This is a genomic window from Desulfuromonas sp. KJ2020 (assembly GCF_024197615.1).
Classification (GTDB): domain Bacteria; phylum Desulfobacterota; class Desulfuromonadia; order Desulfuromonadales; family SZUA-540; genus SZUA-540.
In genome coordinates this window covers 1,174,426-1,190,542 of the sequence record NZ_JAKUKE010000001.1, presented here as the reverse complement: position 1 = coordinate 1,190,542, position 16,117 = coordinate 1,174,426, and the positions used below count along the sequence as shown (strand labels likewise).

At 62.1% G+C, this 16,117-nt stretch carries 15 protein-coding genes and 1 riboswitch; of the genes, 2 read left to right on the top strand and 13 right to left on the bottom strand.

Annotated features, from left to right (window positions below; translation table 11 throughout):
• Positions 1-22: 22 nt before the first annotated feature.
• From hisG to gluQRS, 9 genes are all read right to left on the bottom strand, one after another.
• A complete protein-coding gene (gene hisG, locus MJO47_RS05475) occupies positions 23-685 on the bottom strand; it encodes an ATP phosphoribosyltransferase (RefSeq protein ID WP_155874959.1) in 663 nt (220 codons plus the stop codon).
• A 43-nt stretch (positions 686-728) separates the two neighbouring features.
• Positions 729-1,982, bottom strand: a complete 1,254-nt coding sequence (gene murA, locus MJO47_RS05470; RefSeq protein ID WP_253960106.1) for a UDP-N-acetylglucosamine 1-carboxyvinyltransferase — start codon at positions 1,980-1,982, stop codon at positions 729-731.
• Between the two features lie 60 nt (positions 1,983-2,042).
• Positions 2,043-2,891, bottom strand: coding sequence for a peptide chain release factor N(5)-glutamine methyltransferase (gene prmC, locus MJO47_RS05465; RefSeq protein WP_253960105.1), 849 nt, complete (start codon positions 2,889-2,891; stop codon positions 2,043-2,045).
• Positions 2,892-2,893: 2 nt separating this feature from the next.
• Positions 2,894-3,961 carry a peptide chain release factor 1 gene (gene prfA / locus MJO47_RS05460; RefSeq protein ID WP_253960104.1) on the bottom strand — a complete coding sequence of 356 codons (1,068 nt, stop codon included), beginning with the start codon at positions 3,959-3,961 and terminating at the stop codon, positions 2,894-2,896.
• Between the two features lie 47 nt (positions 3,962-4,008).
• Entirely contained in the window at positions 4,009-4,695 is a 687-nt protein-coding gene (gene thyX, locus MJO47_RS05455) for an FAD-dependent thymidylate synthase (RefSeq protein ID WP_253960103.1), read from the bottom strand.
• Positions 4,696-4,851: 156 nt separating this feature from the next.
• Positions 4,852-5,055 carry a 50S ribosomal protein L31 gene (gene rpmE / locus MJO47_RS05450; protein WP_155874954.1) on the bottom strand — a complete coding sequence of 68 codons (204 nt, stop codon included), beginning with the start codon at positions 5,053-5,055 and terminating at the stop codon, positions 4,852-4,854.
• A 116-nt stretch (positions 5,056-5,171) separates the two neighbouring features.
• A complete protein-coding gene (rho, locus tag MJO47_RS05445) occupies positions 5,172-6,419 on the bottom strand; it encodes a transcription termination factor Rho (protein WP_253960102.1) in 1,248 nt (415 codons plus the stop codon).
• 418 nt (positions 6,420-6,837) lie between these two features.
• Positions 6,838-7,665: a hypothetical protein gene (locus tag MJO47_RS05440; protein WP_253960101.1), complete on the bottom strand. Its 828-nt coding sequence runs from the start codon at positions 7,663-7,665 to the stop codon at positions 6,838-6,840.
• Between the two features lie 49 nt (positions 7,666-7,714).
• Positions 7,715-8,647, bottom strand: a complete 933-nt coding sequence (gluQRS, locus tag MJO47_RS05435) for a tRNA glutamyl-Q(34) synthetase GluQRS (RefSeq protein ID WP_371926629.1) — start codon at positions 8,645-8,647, stop codon at positions 7,715-7,717.
• A 135-nt stretch (positions 8,648-8,782) separates the two neighbouring features.
• Between gluQRS and MJO47_RS05430 the strand changes: the two genes are divergently transcribed.
• Together MJO47_RS05430 and MJO47_RS05425 are read left to right on the top strand one after the other, a co-directional pair.
• Positions 8,783-9,223, top strand: coding sequence for an Rrf2 family transcriptional regulator (locus MJO47_RS05430; protein ID WP_253960099.1), 441 nt, complete (start codon positions 8,783-8,785; stop codon positions 9,221-9,223).
• A gap of 210 nt (positions 9,224-9,433) precedes the next feature.
• A riboswitch (SAM riboswitch) is annotated at positions 9,434-9,541 on the top strand.
• 97 nt (positions 9,542-9,638) lie between these two features.
• Positions 9,639-10,760, top strand: coding sequence for a homoserine O-acetyltransferase (locus tag MJO47_RS05425; protein ID WP_253960098.1), 1,122 nt, complete (start codon positions 9,639-9,641; stop codon positions 10,758-10,760).
• Positions 10,761-10,862: 102 nt separating this feature from the next.
• Here MJO47_RS05425 and ettA read toward each other — a convergent pair whose 3' ends face one another.
• From ettA to glpD, 4 genes are all read right to left on the bottom strand, one after another.
• Positions 10,863-12,542 (bottom strand): energy-dependent translational throttle protein EttA, encoded by a 1,680-nt coding sequence (gene ettA, locus MJO47_RS05420; protein WP_253960097.1) that lies wholly within the window; start codon positions 12,540-12,542, stop codon positions 10,863-10,865.
• Positions 12,543-12,707: 165 nt separating this feature from the next.
• The gene (locus tag MJO47_RS05415; RefSeq protein ID WP_253960096.1) at positions 12,708-12,872 is read right to left on the bottom strand and encodes a hypothetical protein; all 165 of its coding nucleotides are present in this window, start codon (positions 12,870-12,872) and stop codon (positions 12,708-12,710) included.
• A 95-nt stretch (positions 12,873-12,967) separates the two neighbouring features.
• A complete protein-coding gene (locus tag MJO47_RS05410) occupies positions 12,968-14,473 on the bottom strand; it encodes a leucyl aminopeptidase (protein ID WP_253960095.1) in 1,506 nt (501 codons plus the stop codon).
• Positions 14,470-16,116 carry a glycerol-3-phosphate dehydrogenase gene (glpD, locus tag MJO47_RS05405; RefSeq protein ID WP_253960094.1) on the bottom strand — a complete coding sequence of 549 codons (1,647 nt, stop codon included), beginning with the start codon at positions 16,114-16,116 and terminating at the stop codon, positions 14,470-14,472. The genes MJO47_RS05410 and glpD overlap by 4 nt, the downstream gene beginning before the upstream one ends.
• Position 16,117: the final 1 nt, after the last annotated feature.

Here is a 16,117-nt window from a genome sequence, read left to right as displayed (position 1 = left end):
TCTCCTGCCAGGCCTTCAAGGTTTACAGCGAAATGCGGGCTTCGTCGCCGATGATTTTCTCCAGTCCTTCGATAATCTGCGTAATGCGCTGGTGCTTGGTCTTGAGGCTGGCGCGGTTGACGATGAGGCGGGTGGTGACCTCGGTGATGGTCTCCACCTCGACCATACCGTTCTCGCGCAGCGTCGCGCCGGTAGAGACCAGGTCGACAATGCGTTCGGACAATCCCACCAGGGGCGCCAGTTCGATGGAGCCGTAGAGCTTGATCAGTTCGACCTGCACCCCCTTGGAAGCGAAATAGCGCTCGGTGATATTGGGATACTTGGTGGCCACCCGGATATTGGACCAGTTGGCCGGATCGTCCTCCCGCTGCAGCTCCTTCGGTTCTGCCACCACCATACGGCAGTAGCCAAATTTGAGATCAAGGGGCTCGTAAAGGTCTTTACCCTGCTCCAGCAGGGTGTCCTTGCCGACCACACCGACATCAGCGCAGCCATATTCCACGTAGGTGGGAACGTCTGTCGCCCGCACGGCCATGAACCGGAAACGACTCTCCCGGTTCTCGAAAATCAGCTTGCGGCTCCCCTCCTCCATCTCCGGGCAAGTAATGCCGATCTGGGAGAAAAGGGCCATGGAGTCTTTCATGATGCGCCCTTTGGGCAGGGCAAAGGTGATGGTGTCGCTCATAATCAACCCTGTCTTGAAAAAGTATGGCCAGCAAGGCCGTCCGCTAAGCCGGCACCCGATCGATGCGGGCCCCCAGCAATCGCAGCTTGGCCTCGATCCCCTCGTAACCGCGATCCAGATGATAGATGCGGGAGACTTCCGTGGTGTTTTCCGCCGCCAGGCCGGCCAGCACGAGAGAGGCGCTGGCCCGCAGATCGGTGGCCATAACCGGTGCGCCCTTGAGGGTTCGGCAGCCGCGAATCGTGGCCGTGTGCCCCTCGATGGCGATATCCGCGCCCATGCGCTGCAATTCGCAGACGTGCATGAAGCGGTTCTCAAAGACATTCTCCACCACGACGCTGGTACCCTCGGAGATAGCCATCATGGCCATGAACTGGGCCTGCATATCCGTGGGGAAACCCGGATAGGGCCGGGTTTTGATCTGGATGGGCTGCAGCCGGCGCGGCCCCCGCGCCCGCAAGGCGCCCTCCTCTTCCATAATCTCGACCCCCGCCTCGCGCAGTTTGCTGAGCACCCCTTCGAGATGGTCGGCCTGCGCCCCGATCACACGGACGTCCCCCCGCGTCATGGCAGCCGCCACCAAAAAGGTGCCTGCTTCAATGCGGTCGGGCATGACCTGGTAATCCATGGGCCGCAGCTCATCGACCCCCTCGATGGTCACCGTGTCACTGCCGGCCCCGTCAATGCGGGCACCCATGGCGATGAGGGCTTGGGCCAGATCGACGATTTCCGGCTCACGGGCCGCATTTTCGATGACCGTGGTGCCCTTGGCCAGCGCAGCCGCCATAATCAGGTTTTCGGTGCCGCCTACGGTGGGGCTGTCGAGATAGATGCGCGCCCCTTTGAGCTTTTTGGCCCGCGCCTCGACATAGCCGTGATCGAGGGTGATCTGGGCCCCCATGGCCTCAAAGCCCTTGAGATGCAGGTTGATCGGGCGGGCGCCGATGGCGCAGCCGCCGGGGAGGCTGACCCGGGCGTGGCCGAAGCGGGCCAGCAGAGGGCCCAGCACCAGCACCGAGGCACGCATGGTGCGCACCAGGTCATAGGGGGCCTCCTCGCTCTGGATTGCTGAAGAATCGACGACGAAAGTACCGTTCTGGCGACTGACTCTGGCGCCGAGAATCGACAGCAGTTTTTCCACCGTATCGATGTCCCGCAGATCGGGCACATTGCCGACCCGGTGTGTTCCACCTGTCAGCAGGGTAGCAAACAGCAGGGGGAGCGCCGCATTTTTGGCGCCGCTGACCTGAACTTCCCCTTTGAGGCGCTGGCCTCCTTCAATAATAATTTTCTGCAACGTCCGTTTCCGTCCCTGTTGATATCCCGCCAGCCGACAGGCGGCGCACGGTGAAAATGCTTAAGGTTTTTGGCCGGCGACCACCCTGGGGATGCCGGCGTAGTCGGCGCGCACCGCAATATGGCCCAGACCTGCGGTCTCCAGCAGCTCGGCGACCGCCTCGGCCTGACCGATACCGACTTCCACCAGCAACCAGCCCTGTGCCCTGAGCAAGGTCGGCGCCTGCCGGGCCAGAGCCCGATAGGCCTCGAGACCGTCCTCCCCGCCGACGAGGGCGCCCCGGGGCTCATGATCCCGCACCTCCGGCATCAGGGTTGGGATATCCGCCACCGGAATATAGGGCGGATTGGAGAGCACCAAATCGTACTCAGCGGACTCCAGGGCAAAAAGGTCGCCCTCCTGAAAGGATATGCGACCGTCCACTCCGTTGAGGGTGGCATTGCCCCGGGCGACAGCCAGCGCCTCGGGGCTGCAGTCCACCGCCACCACCTGGGCGGCCGGCAACTCATGGGCCAGGGCCACGGCGATGGCGCCGCTGCCGGTACCCACATCGAGAATCGAAGGGGCGTCGTCGGCCCTTTTCAGGGCCTCTTCCACCAGGATCTCAGTATCGGGCCGGGGGATAAGCACCGCCGGCGTCACCTTGAAAGGCAGCGACCAGAACTCGGTTGTGCCCAGAATGTACTGCAGGGGTTCGCGCCGGGCCCGCCGCTTGACGAACTCACGGAAACCTTCCAGCTCTGCCGGCTCCATAGGCCGATCGTAATTGAGATACAAACCAACCCGGTCCAGCCCCAGTGTGGCGGCCAGAAGCAGTTCGCCGTCAAGACGTCCGTTATCCACACCCGCCTGCTGCAGATAGTTCGCCGTCCACTGCAGCACCTTGAGCACCGTCCAGGTCTCGGACAAGATCAGCCCTCCTGGTTGGCCATGCCTGCCGCCTGGTAGTGGGCGCTGAGGGCATCAACAATCTCGTCGAGATCGCCCTGCATGATGGCGTCCAGGCGATAGAGGGTGAGACCGATGCGGTGATCGGTGCAGCGCCCTTGCGGAAAATTGTAGGTACGGATGCGCTCACTGCGGTCGCCGCTGCCGACCTGACTCTTGCGATCCGCCGCCATTTTGGCATCCTGCTCGGCCTGCATGGCGTCAAGAATCCGCGATTTGAGCACTTTCATGGCCTTGGCCTTGTTCTTGTGCTGGGACTTCTCGTCCTGACAGGCAACCACCACCCCCGTGGGAATGTGGGTGATACGCACGGCCGATTCCGTCTTGTTGACGTGCTGCCCGCCCGCCCCGGAGGCGCGATAAACGTCGATGCGCAGATCGCTGGGATCGATGTCGAGATCGACATCCTCGGCTTCCGGCAGCACTGCCACCGTACAGGCGGAGGTATGAATGCGCCCCTGGGCCTCCGTTTCGGGCACCCGCTGTACGCGGTGGGTCCCGCTCTCATACTTGAGGCGCGAATAGACGCGCTGGCCGCTGATCATGGCGATAACTTCCTTGAAGCCACCGGCTTCCGACTCGCTGTCGCTCATGATTTCCACCCGCCAGCCTTTTTCGTCGGCATAGCGGCAGTACATGCGGAAAAGGTCGCCGGCAAAAAGCGCCGCCTCGTCGCCGCCCGTACCGGCGCGAATCTCCAGGATGACGTTCTTGTCATCCCGGGGGTCCTTGGGCAACAGCAGAACCATCAGCTGCTGGTCCAGAGCCTCGCGCCGTTCTTCCAGTTCAGGCAGTTCGGCCTGGGCCATCTCCCGCAGGTCGGTATCGGCGTCCCGCAAGAGCTCGCGGTTCCCCTCGATCTCCTCGGTCACCTTCTTGTATTCGCGATAGACTTCGACCAGCTCGGAAAGATCGGCGTGCTCCTTGGTGAGCTGGCGAAATTTCTCCTGATTGGCCATGACGGAAGGATCGGAGAGCAGCCCCTCCACTTCCTGAAATCGATCGACCACTTCTTCGAGTTTGGTAAACATCGTATCCTGACAGCCCTTGCGTGATGACAGGCCCCGGGCCGCGGGGGTTACAGGGCTTCGAATTCCTGGCGAACGGCTGTGATCTCGCCGCAGGTCATGCTCCCTTCGGGACAGGGACCCTGCAGGCAGCCCGGCCCGGCCTTGGCAAAGAGCAGCGGGGCGGCCCGGCGGGCGAGCCGCAGCATGTCGATAGCCATAAGCCGAATCTCCCACTGGGCTCGACGGCAGCAGCGCAGCTCGAAAAAGTGCAGCAGCTCGCGAGCGTTCATGGTCAGCACGATCTTGGTTTCCGCCGCGTTGGGCAACACGAAACGCGCGTCCTCGGCCGGGATACCCGCGGCCAGCAGCTCGCAATAGACCTGATGCGTCTCTGCCAGCAGGGCCTCGTAACGCTGGCACAGTTCGGGGTTGGCGGCAATGGTCGCCGGCGTGACGGCGTCGAAGCGCTTTTCTTGGGACACGTAGCGCTGACTCTGCTGGGAGTAGGAGGCCAGGCGGTGGCGGACGAGCTGGTGGGAGCAGGCACGACTGATGCCCTCCACGCCAAAGGTGAAGGACACGTGCTCAAGGACCGAGAAGTGACCGAGGGAGAGGATTTTTCGCAGCAGACCGTCGCGGTCGTGGCGGCTCTTCTCCATCAGCTCGGCCACGGAGGAGGCCGAATAGCACAGGCGGGCCGCCGCGGCGACCACCTGTTCCGGTTCAGGCGTGTGGGTTAACAGCTGGACGAGCATAATCCCTCAACATCCCCGCCGCGCCCGATGCCAGTGACAGCCAGGGACGGGGAGTTCCAAGCGCACAGAATGGTGGCGAAAAAACGACAACAGACCGGATGGATTTCCACCCGGTCCGAAAAAAAGAAACGGCCCTCCAGGGCCGTCTCCTGCAGACTACTTGGTGCCGTACTTCTTGCGGAAACGATCGATGCGGCCAGCGGTATCGATCAGCTTCTGCTTGCCGGTGTAGAAGGGGTGGCAGGCCGAGCAGATCTCGGTGGTGATCTCGTCCTTGCGGGTGGAGCGGGTTTCGAAGGTGTTACCGCAGTGACACTTGACCGTCACGGCTTCGTACTTGGGGTGGATTCCGTCTTTCATGTCTTTTCTCCTTGGAGCCTGGCTTTGTACAGGCCGATATTTTTCGTGCTTTTCAGGCAAAGAGAGTACATACCATTTTTACCCCCGCCCATGCAAGTGCTTTCTTGTCGAACCGGCTAGCGATTCATCGAGTCGAGAAACTCCTGATTGCACTTGGTCTCGGCCAGCTTCTCCAGCAGAAACTCCATACTGTCGACCACGTTCATACTGGAAAGCACTTTGCGCAGCAGCCAGATGCGCTGCAGAGAGGTCGAGTCGAGCAGGAGCTCCTCGCGGCGGGTCCCCGACTTGTTGATGTCGATGGCCGGGAAGGTGCGCTTGTCCACCAGACGGCGATCAAGCTGCAGTTCCATATTGCCCGTCCCCTTGAACTCCTCGAAAATGACCTCGTCCATCTTGCTGCCGGTGTCTATAAGGGCGGTGGCGATGATAGTCAGGCTGCCCCCCTCTTCGATATTGCGGGCGGCACCGAAAAAGCGCTTCGGCTTGTGCAGGGCGTTGGAATCGACCCCGCCGGAAAGAATCTTGCCGGAAGGCGGCACCACTGTATTATAGGCCCGGGCCAGACGGGTGATGGAATCGAGCAGAATAACCACGTCCCGCTTGTGTTCCACCAGGCGGCGAGCTTTCTCGATGACCATTTCGGCCACCTGGACGTGGCGGGTGGCGGGCTCGTCAAAGGTCGAGGAAATGACCTCGCCCTTGACCGATCGCTGCATGTCGGTGACCTCCTCGGGTCGCTCGTCGATGAGCAGCACGATCAGGTAGACCTCGGGGTGGTTGGTGGTGATAGAGTTGGCGATGTTCTGCAGCAGCATGGTCTTGCCTGTGCGCGGCGGCGCCACGATCAGGCCGCGCTGCCCCTTGCCGATGGGAGCCGCCAGATCCATGACCCGCATCGGCAGGTTGTCACTGGTGGTCTCCAGAAGAATCCGTTCTTCAGGATAGAGCGGGGTCAGGTTGTCGAAAAGGGTCTTGTCGCGGGCGACGGCGGGATGTTCAAAGTTGACTTCGGAGACTTTCAGCAGGGCGAAATAGCGCTCCCCTTCTTTGGGGGGGCGAATCTGCCCGGAAACGGTGTCGCCGGTGCGCAGATTGAAGCGACGGATCTGGGAAGGGGAGACATAGATATCATCCGGGCCGGGCAGATAGTTGGCGTCCGGCGCCCGCAGAAAACCGAACCCGTCGGGCAGAATCTCCAGAACGCCTTCGCCGAAGATGGCCCCGTTCTTTTCTGCCGTGGAGTTGAGGATGGCAAAGATCAGGTCCTGCTTGCGCATCCCCGCCGCCCCTTCGATTTTCAGCTCCTTGCCGATCGCCGCCAGATCGGCAATCTTCTTGTCCTTAAGTTCCTTGAGATTCATTTTTTCTCCTTGACACTACCGCGCACGGCAGAAAGCAGCACCTTCAAAAGGAAAGGCCCCGCAACGCACCACTGGCATAAGCATGTTTGAAATATGTGATTTTCAATCTATGGATTAGCTTTTTTATAAAGGAATGGTATGGAAAAAAGGATGGAGCGACAGGACCTCCCGTCAAGGATTCCATAATGCTGGGTGTCCACACTCAGAATTTGGACGAAGCAGACCTCTTTTTATATGAAAATGCCGCTGACCTGGCTGTCCCGACGGAGTGAAAAATCGAAATAAAGGCGAACCTGGGGAGACTAGATGGATAAACTTGCTCAAACTATCTACTATCTTTACCTGATGATGTCAATACTCATTCGTCACTTTTCCGCGTCTTTCCCGGGAGCCTGGCCAGGCTCCCGGGTATAGTCGGCTAGGGGCGCGGAGAGGTCCCCTCCGTGGCGGCGGCAGCAGCCGGGGCCTTGCCCGGCAGCTGGAAGGTGGCTGGCTGCAGCTGAGCGGCCAGCTCGCCGAAGAGTTTCCGGTAGACCTCGGGCTCCTTCTCTTGGCCCAGCAAGCCTCTCGTCCGCTCCTGCAGGGCACGTCGCAAACCTTGTATCGAAATGTCTTTGATGGCGACCGCCTCGGCCCGGTTGTAATAGGCCTCATCGAAATCCGGATACTGCAGAAGCAGAAATTCGCTCCCCGGCGGACTTGGATATTCCCAGACCACCTCACCCGTCGGGGTGACGACGGCGGCGGTGACCTGAATAGCGCTGTAGTCCGCTTCCAGATACTTCAGCCGGGTGCGATCCCAGCGTTTTTCCGGTCTCTGCAGACCGTTGAGAATAACCACCAGCAGTCCATCCACCACATGTCCGTCCGTAATATTCCTGACGGCCTCGGCATTGAAGGCGTAACGCCGATAGAGCGTTTTGCCCTCGCCGCCCAGGGCTCTGCCTTGCACCAGACCATAAACGAGATCCTGCGGATGACCGCCAAGGCGCCGCACATCAAAATAACCCTTCTGGGCACGCAGCGCCTCGACGAGGAGCTCTTCCTTGCCGGCATTCTCCCGCTGCAGCAGTTCGAAGATAAGGCTCTCGTCGGGATGACCCAGCGAAACCTTTTCGTCCACCAGCAGCGGCAGGACGCCGAGCGTACGGATTCGGACCTGATATTCCTCCTTGGGCACCTTGAAATAACCGCCGCCGCAGCCAGCCAGCAGCACAAAGATCAACAACAGGGATATCCTACGCATGATCTTCCTCCCTTCTCCATTTATTTTTGCTTTCAACCCGGGCCAACCGTCAGTCACCGGCTATACGATTCTCGCGGGGGACAGCCTCCAGGCGAAAATGCTCCACGCCCCAGCGCAGAATCTCCCCGGGCGGCGCCCGTACCAGCTCCGGCGGCACCGCCTGCCCCAGAAAGCACAGAGCCTGGGCGAGCAACCGGCCGTTTTCGCCATGACGGCGGCGGGACACCTCACCCTGGCGCTTGCTGATTTTTTCGCCGGCGGCATCCAGCGCCAGGGGCAAATGGAGGTAGCGGGGCACCGGCCAGCCCAGACAGGCATAGAGATAAATCTGCCGCGGAGTGGAGTGAAGCAGGTCCGCGCCGCGCACCACCTGGTTCACGCCGCTGTCGGCGTCGTCGACCACCACCGCCAGCTGATAGGCAAAAAGCCCGTCGGCCCGGCGCAGGACAAAATCACCGACGGCACTGGCCAGACATTGCTCCACCGGGCCGAAGATACCATCGACAAACAGCCGGGACCCCGCAGGTACTCGCAGGCGCAGGGAACGGGGCGACCGCCCGGGAGGAATTCCCTGACGACAAGTCCCCCCATAGACCGGCCCTTCTTCGCCCGGATGGGGCGCGCTGGCCAGAACCTCCCGCCGCGAACAGGCACAGGGGAAGATATGGCCGCCCTCATTGAGGCGGCTCAGCACCTCTTCGTAGCGGGCCATACGTCGGCTCTGGTAAACAGGCGCTTCGTCCCATTCGAAGCCGAGTTCCTCCAGGGTCGACAGAATGAGGTCGGCGGCCCCTGCCACCACCCGGGGCCGGTCCAGGTCCTCGATCCGCACCAGCCATTTGCCCTGGTCCCGACGGGCCAGACAGTAGCTGCCGACAGCCGCTACCAGGGAGCCGAAATGCAGAGGGCCAGTGGGACTGGGGGCAAAACGCCCAACGGTCTGCAGGCTTTTTTCAGGGTTCTTGATCACATCACCACGCATCAGGACTAGATGATGCCCGCGCGCCGGCGCCCTGTCAAGAGATCGCCATTTGCGATACGACCTGCCTTTGCCATTGACAAAAGACTAGCCGGCAGGTATCCATAACCCATACGGTTATCAATAGGAGGTTCCATTTTGGTTATCACCCGCGCCACCGAGTACGCTATCAGAGCCCTGCTTTTTCTGGCCAAACAGCCCGAGGGAGAGATCGTCTACAAAAAGGATATCTGCCAGACGCAGGACATCACGCCGGCCTTTCTCACCAAAGTTCTGCAGCCTCTCATCAAGGCGGGCATCGTCGGCTCGCAGCGGGGAGTCGGCGGCGGTTTCTTTTTGGCCAAGGACCCCACCCAGGTCAGCCTGCTGGACATCGTTGAAGCCGAAGAGGGTCCCTTGCACCTGAATCTCTGTCTCGAAAAGAACGGGGCCTGTTCCCGCGACGTCTTCTGCCCCGTTCATGGCGCCTGGCATGAAGTTCAGGAAAAGATGATGGCCGTCCTCAAAAGCTATACCTTCGCCGACCTGGCCCAGCAGGAGAAAAACAATTTACAACACCTTCGCGACGAGTCGCGCTGAATCGGGACAAAAAATACCCTGGAGACCAGGAGGGCGAGTCATCCAGGGCGAACAAGGAGACCTTGCCGGCCTCCTAACCTTCTATCTGTTTTCATTATACCCTCCACCATTCGACCTCGTCAAACGGCCGGCGTCTCTTCATTGGTACGGCAACGAATGCATTTGACAAACCCGCCGTGATTCGTTAGAGTCCCAAGCACAATTGCATCGTCTTTATCGCGAGTGGTGGAGGGAAAGGCCCTGTGAAGCCACAGCAACCGATCCGCAGATGCGGATGCCAGGTGCTAATTCCTGCCCTGTAACAGGGACAGATGAGGACGGAGCCCGAAAGATACGCGCTTATCTTTTCCCGTATCGTCAAGGCCCCTCCTGTCACCCTGGGAAGGGGCCTTTTTACGTCAAAGGGTGTCGCGCGTTGAACCAATCCATCGGCCTGGTCAAAACCGAATCGGTCACTTTCGACGTCGAGCTGAAGCTTGAAAGCGGCCGCGTCCTCGGGCCCATCACCTTGGCCTACGAGACCTACGGCACCCTCAACCGCGACCGCTCTAACGCCATTCTGGTCACCCACGCCTGGACCGGCGACGCCCACGCCGCCGGCCGCCACTCGGAAGAGGACCGCAAGCCCGGCTGGTGGGACGACATGATCGGCCCCGGCAAGGTCCTCGACACCAACCGCTACTTCATCCTCTGTTCCAACGTCATCGGCTCCTGCAAGGGCTCCACCGGCCCGACCAGCCTCAATCCCCGCACCGACCGCCCCTACAATCTCAGCTTTCCGGTCCTCATGGTCCGGGACATGGTCCGGGCGCAGAAGCTGCTGCTCGACCACCTGAACATCTCTTCCCTGGTCACTGTCATCGGCGGCAGCATGGGCGCCATGCAAGCCCTGGAATGGGGCATCCTCTATCCGGAAGTCCCCCGCTCCATCATCCCCATCGCTGGCACCGGCCGCACCTCGCCCATGGCCATCGCCCTCAACTCCCTGGCCCGACAGGCCATCTTCAACGATCCCATGTGGAAAAAGGGGAACTACAAGCCCGAACACCCGCCGGCAGACGGAATGACCCTGGCCCGGGCCGTCGGTCATGTCTCCTTTCTGTCCGACGCCTCCATGCACCTGAAGTTCGGTCGCCGCTTTTCCGCCCGTGACGGTCTCTTCGACTTTTTCGGCCGCTTCGAGGTCGAACGCTACCTCGAATACAACGGCAGCAGCTTCGTCGACCGCTTCGACACCAATTCTTTCCTCTACCTGGCCAAAGCCCTCGATCTTTACGACGTGGCCTGGAACTTCGACGGGCTCGAAGAAGCCCTGACCAACCTGCAGTGTCCCTCGCTCTGGTTCGCCTTTACCTCCGACTGGCTCTACCCGCCCTCCCAAACCGAAGAGGTGGTCGACGTTCTCACCCGTCTGGGCAAACCGGTCGCCTATCACCTCATCGATTCGGACTACGGCCACGACTCCTTTTTGGTGGAGCCGGAAAAGTTCACCCCCCTGGTAGTGGAGTTTCTCGACCGTCTGACGTCTGGCGCCTGACTTCAACCTTTTTCACCACCAAGGCACACGATCTTCTGTAACGCAAAACGCCCACCCCGGCAGCGACGGGATGGGCGTTTTTGTTTGACGGATAAAGGAGCTTCAGCGGGTGAGCTGCCGGTACTTGATGCGGTGGGGCTGGTCGGCGGCGGCACCGAGACGGGCTTTGCGGTCGGCCTCGTATTCCGAATAGTTCCCCTCGAACCAGACGACGCGACTGTCCCCCTCGAAGGCAAGGATATGGGTGGCGATGCGGTCGAGAAACCAGCGGTCGTGGCTGATAACCACGGCGCAGCCGGCGTAGTTCTCGAGGGCCTCCTCCAGCGCCCGCATGGTGTTGACGTCCAGGTCGTTGGTCGGCTCGTCCAGCAGCAGCACGTTGGCCTCCTCGCGCAGCATCTTGGCCAGGTGCACACGGTTGCGCTCGCCACCGGAGAGACTGCCGACCTTCTTCTGCTGGTCGGCCCCGGAGAAGTTGAAGCGAGAGACGTAGCCGCGGGAGCTGATCAGCTGCTTGCCGAGCTGAATCTGCTCCTGCCCGCCGGAAATCTCCTGCCAGATGGTCTTTTCGGGGTCGAGCGTGCGGCTCTGGTCGACGTAGGCCAGCTTTACCGTGTCGCCAATGCGGATGCTGCCGGCATCGGGCTGCTCCTGCCCCGTGATCATGCGGAACAGGGTCGTCTTGCCGGCGCCGTTGGGACCGATGATCCCGACGAGGCCGCCGGGGGGAAGGTTGAAGGTCATGTTTTCCACCAGCAGGCGCTCGCCGTAGGCCTTGCTAACCTCCTTGGCCTCGATGACCACGTTGCCAAGACGGGGCCCCGGCGGAATGTAAAGCTCCAGATCCTGGGCGCGTTTTTCGTTCTCCTGCCCCAACAGCTTTTCGTAGGCGCTGATGCGGGCCTGCCCCTTGGCATGCCGCCCCTTGGGGGACATGCGGATCCACTCCAGTTCGCGCTCCAGCGTCTTCTGCCGGTTCGACTCGGCCTTCTCTTCCTGACGCAGACGCTCCTGCTTCTGCTCCAGCCAGGAAGAATAGTTGCCCTTCCAGGGGATGCCTTCGCCCCGGTCGAGCTCCAGAATCCAGCCGGCGACGTTGTCGAGGAAGTACCGGTCGTGGGTGACGGCGATGACGGTGCCGGCATAGCGCTGCAGGTGCTGCTCGAGCCAGCCGACGGTCTCGGCGTCGAGGTGGTTGGTCGGCTCGTCCAGCAGCAGGATGTCCGGCTTCTGCAGCAGCAGACGGCACAGCGCCACGCGGCGCTTCTCGCCCCCGGAGAGGACAGCGACCTGCGTCTCGCCGGGGGGGCAGCGCAGGGCGTCCATAGCCATCTCCAGCCGCGAGTCAAGATCCCAGGCGTCCTGGGCGTCGAGTTTTTCCTGTACCTGGGCCTGCCGGTCGCAGAGCGCCGCCATTTCATCGTCGCTCATCGGCTCGGCGAACTTCATGTTGATCTCTTCGAATTCCTTGAGCAGATCAACGGTTTCCTGCACGCCCTCCTCGACGATCTGCCGCACGGTGCGGTTATCGTCAAGGAGCGGCTCCTGCTCCAGGTAGCCGACGGTGTAGCCGTCTGAAAGGATGGTCTTGCCGTTGAAGTCCTTGTCCACTCCGGCCAGAATGCGCAGCAGCGAGCTTTTGCCCGAGCCGTTGAGGCCGAGGACGCCGATCTTGGCGCCGTAGAAGTAGGACAGATAGATATCCTTGAGGACCGGCTTCTTGTTGTAGAACTTGCTGACGCCGATCATCGAATAGATGACTTTATTGCCTTCGTTGCTCATGGTATGACCTGTACCTCCCCTTGAAATGTGCCCAATCTTTACAGGTTGGCCCTTGAGGTGTCAACTGTTGTTTCGCGGCGGCCGCCCCCCCCAGGCGCCGACACAAAAAAGGGGACGCACCCCCGCAGAGGCGTATCCCCTTTTCTCCTTCTATACAGGCCAGGCTCAGCTTTTATGCCGCCAGGAGTTCGGCATCTCCCCCAGAACCTTGGCCATACAGGTGACACAGATGGTCGCCGTGTCGATCTCACTCAAATTCTTGCGAATCTGGTGCCCGGCTCCCACGACGTATCCCTGGTATTTTCCACACCAAGCGCAGTACCTCAGCATCGGCCACCTCGTTTTTTAAGCTTAATTAAAAGGTAGCACCAAGACGGGCTCTGTCAATGGCTCAGCGTGAGATTTTGTCGCAGAATTAATGGGTTCTAAGCCCCGGCCACCGTCTTGAGGTAGTGGACGAGCAGACGAACGCCGACCCCAGTCCCCCCCTTGGGCACATAAGGCCGTCCCTTTTCTTCCCAGGCCGTGCCGGCGATGTCCAGGTGGGCCCAGGAGGTATCCTCCGCGAACTTCTGCAAGAAGGCGGCGGCGGTGATGGTCCCGGCCGGTCTTCCCCCCGTGTTCTTGAGGTCGGCCACGTCGCTCTTGAGCTGGGCGGCATATTCGTCCCACAGGGGCAGCTGCCAGAGGCGCTCGCCACTGTTCTCGCCGGCCCTAATGAGCTGGCGGATGAGGCCGTCGTGGTTGCCCAGCACCGCCGTGGCCTGGTGCCCCAAGGCGATGACGCAGGCTCCCGTCAGGGTAGCGAGGTCGATGACCAGGCGCGGTTCATAGCGCTTGGCCCAGGTCAGGGCGTCGGCCAGAATCAGGCGTCCCTCGGCGTCGGTGTTGAGCACCTCGATAGTGCGGCCCGACAGAGAGGTGAGGATATCCCCCGGGCGCATGGCCGAACCCGACGGCATGTTTTCCACCGCCGGCACGATGCCGACGAGATTGATGGGCAGCTTCAGCGCCGCCACGGCCTGAAAGGTGCCCAGCACGGCGGCCGCCCCGGCCATGTCCATCTTCATCTCGTCCATCTTTTCCGCCGGTTTGAGCGAAATGCCGCCGGCGTCAAAAACCACGCCTTTGCCCACCAGCACGATGGGCTTGGCCTCGCTGCTGCCACCGCTGTATTCCATGACGATCAGGCGGGGCTCCCGCACGCTCCCCTGCGCCACGCCCAGCAGCCCCCCGAAACCTTCTTTCTCCAGGGCGTCCCGCTCGAGTACCCGCAGGGCGAAGCTCCCTTCGTCAGCCAAAGTTCGGGCGGTCTGGGCCAGGTATTCGGGAGACTTCACGTTGCCGGGCTCATTGACCAGGTCCCGGGCCAGACAGACCCCCCGGCAGATGGCGCGGGCCTCGTCCAGGCCGCGGCGGGCGGCAGTCACCTCCGCCTGCTTATCCACCAGCAGCACCCCGTCCTTCAGGGGGGGAGGGAGCTCCTTGCCGTTCTCCGTGCGGAAACGGTCGAAACGGTACGTTCCCAGCAGCAATCCTTCGGCAATAGCCTGCGCCCGCTCCGCCAGACCGCCGCCCCGCACCGGGAGGCTGAGGAAATTGCAGGCAAAGGAGTGGATACGCCGTGACTGCAGAGCGCCGCTCACCGTACCGGCCACCTGACGCAGATATTCGAGGCCGGCGCTCTTCTCTTTGCCGAGCCCGGCCAGCAGCACCCTTTCCGCCGGCAGGGCCTTGCCGGGATGAAAGAGGACGGTCTCGCGCACCTTGCCGGTGAATTCGCCGTCGCGCACCGCCCGGCCCAGAGCACCCCCGAGAGCCTGATCGAGTTCCTTGAGCAGCGGCGTCTTGAACTTGCCTTCAAATACCCCCAGCACCAGACAGGCGGTCTTCTGCTGCAGAGGGGAGCCTTTTTTCAGGTGAAGATTCATGCCCTTTCCTTTCCTTGCCCATGGGTAACGCGGCGGTAATGCCGCAGCCATTCCTGTCTTTGGGTCGTCGCCGCCTGCAGCCGCTCACCCAGCAGGTCGGCCACCGCCTCCGCATCGGCCAGACCGCAGCCTTCCTCCAGCGCCAGGCTGCTGCGGCGCCGCAACACATCTTCCACCGTACGGGCCAGCTCAAAGTCGGCGGCGTAGGCCACCTGCACGCCCAGCAGTTCGGAACCGGAGCTGACCGGTTCCAGCAGACCGGGCTCACGGCGGCCCAGGGCCAGCACCTGGTCGATGCGGCTGCCGTAAAGGCCCAGCAGGCGTTCCATGACCCGCGGCGACAGCCCGCTGCGCCCGCAGAGCGCGGCCAGCCGGTCCTGGACATAGCGGTCAAAATCACCCGTCTGGCCGCCCGGCAGCGGCAGGCGGTCCGTCCGGCAATCTGCCTGCCCGCGTCCCAAGCGCCGGACCACCAGGTCGGCCATCTCGGCCGCCATGGAACGATAGGTGGTATATTTGCCGCCGCCGACGGAAATCAGCCCGGATGAAGAGACAAAGATGCGATGCTCGCGGGAGACGCGGGAAGCCTTCACCGACTCTTCCGCCACCAGGGGGCGCAGACCGGCAAAGGCCGCCAGCACATCCTGGCGCCGCAGCGGGTGATCGCGCAGGTGGCGACCCGATTCGGCCAGCAGATAATCGATATCGTCCTCTGTCGGCGTCACCGTGTCGGGGTCACCGGCATAGTCGACGTCGGTGGTGCCCACCAACGAATAGTCGCCCCAGGGGACAACAAAAAAGAGGCGGGCGTCGCTCTTGGAGCTCAGGTAAAGGGCCTCGCCCCCCCGACTGATGCGCGGCACCACGATGTGCGTGCCGCGGGTGGGGCGCAGCTTGCGGTCGGTGTCGCCATCCAGGGCGCAGACTTTATCCAGCCAGGGGCCAGCCGTATTGACCACCACCTCGGCCTCTACCTCCAGCTCGGCACCGCTCTCCCGATCGCGCACCAGGGCGCCGCAGGTGCGCCCTTCCCGTTTGAGCAGCTCCACCACTTCGGCATAGTTCACGGCCTCGGCCCCGGCCTCCACCGCCGCCAGTACGTTTTCGAGGCAGAGGCGGGCATCGTCCATACGGCAGTCCCAGTAACGAGCCACGCCGACCAGGCCGGCGTCCTGCAGCACGGGCTCCCGCCGCAGAGCTTCCTCGGCGGAGAGAATACTGTGATGGTGGGTGTTGCGAAAAAGAGCCAGCAGATCATAGAGGGTGAGTCCGGCCCGGATCATCCACAGGGGGCGGGGGTCATCCCGATAGACGGGGATGAGAAAGGAGAGAGGACGCACCAGATGGGGGGCGATGTGCTGCAGGGTTCTGCGCTCCCGCTGGGACTCGAAAACCAGATGGAAGCTGTAGGTTTCCAGGTAGCGCAGGCCGCCGTGGATGAGTTTGGTCGAGGTACTCGAGGTACCCGAGGCAAAATCGCCCTTTTCCACCAGCGCCACCTGCAGACCGCGCAGAGCCAGGTCGCGCGCCAGCCCGGCCCCGTTGATGCCGCCACCGACAATGAGGGCGTCGAAACGCCGCCCGGCCAGGCGCGTCAGGTCGCGCTGCCAGCGGTCGCTGGCGGTTCCATCTTTGTCCATCATG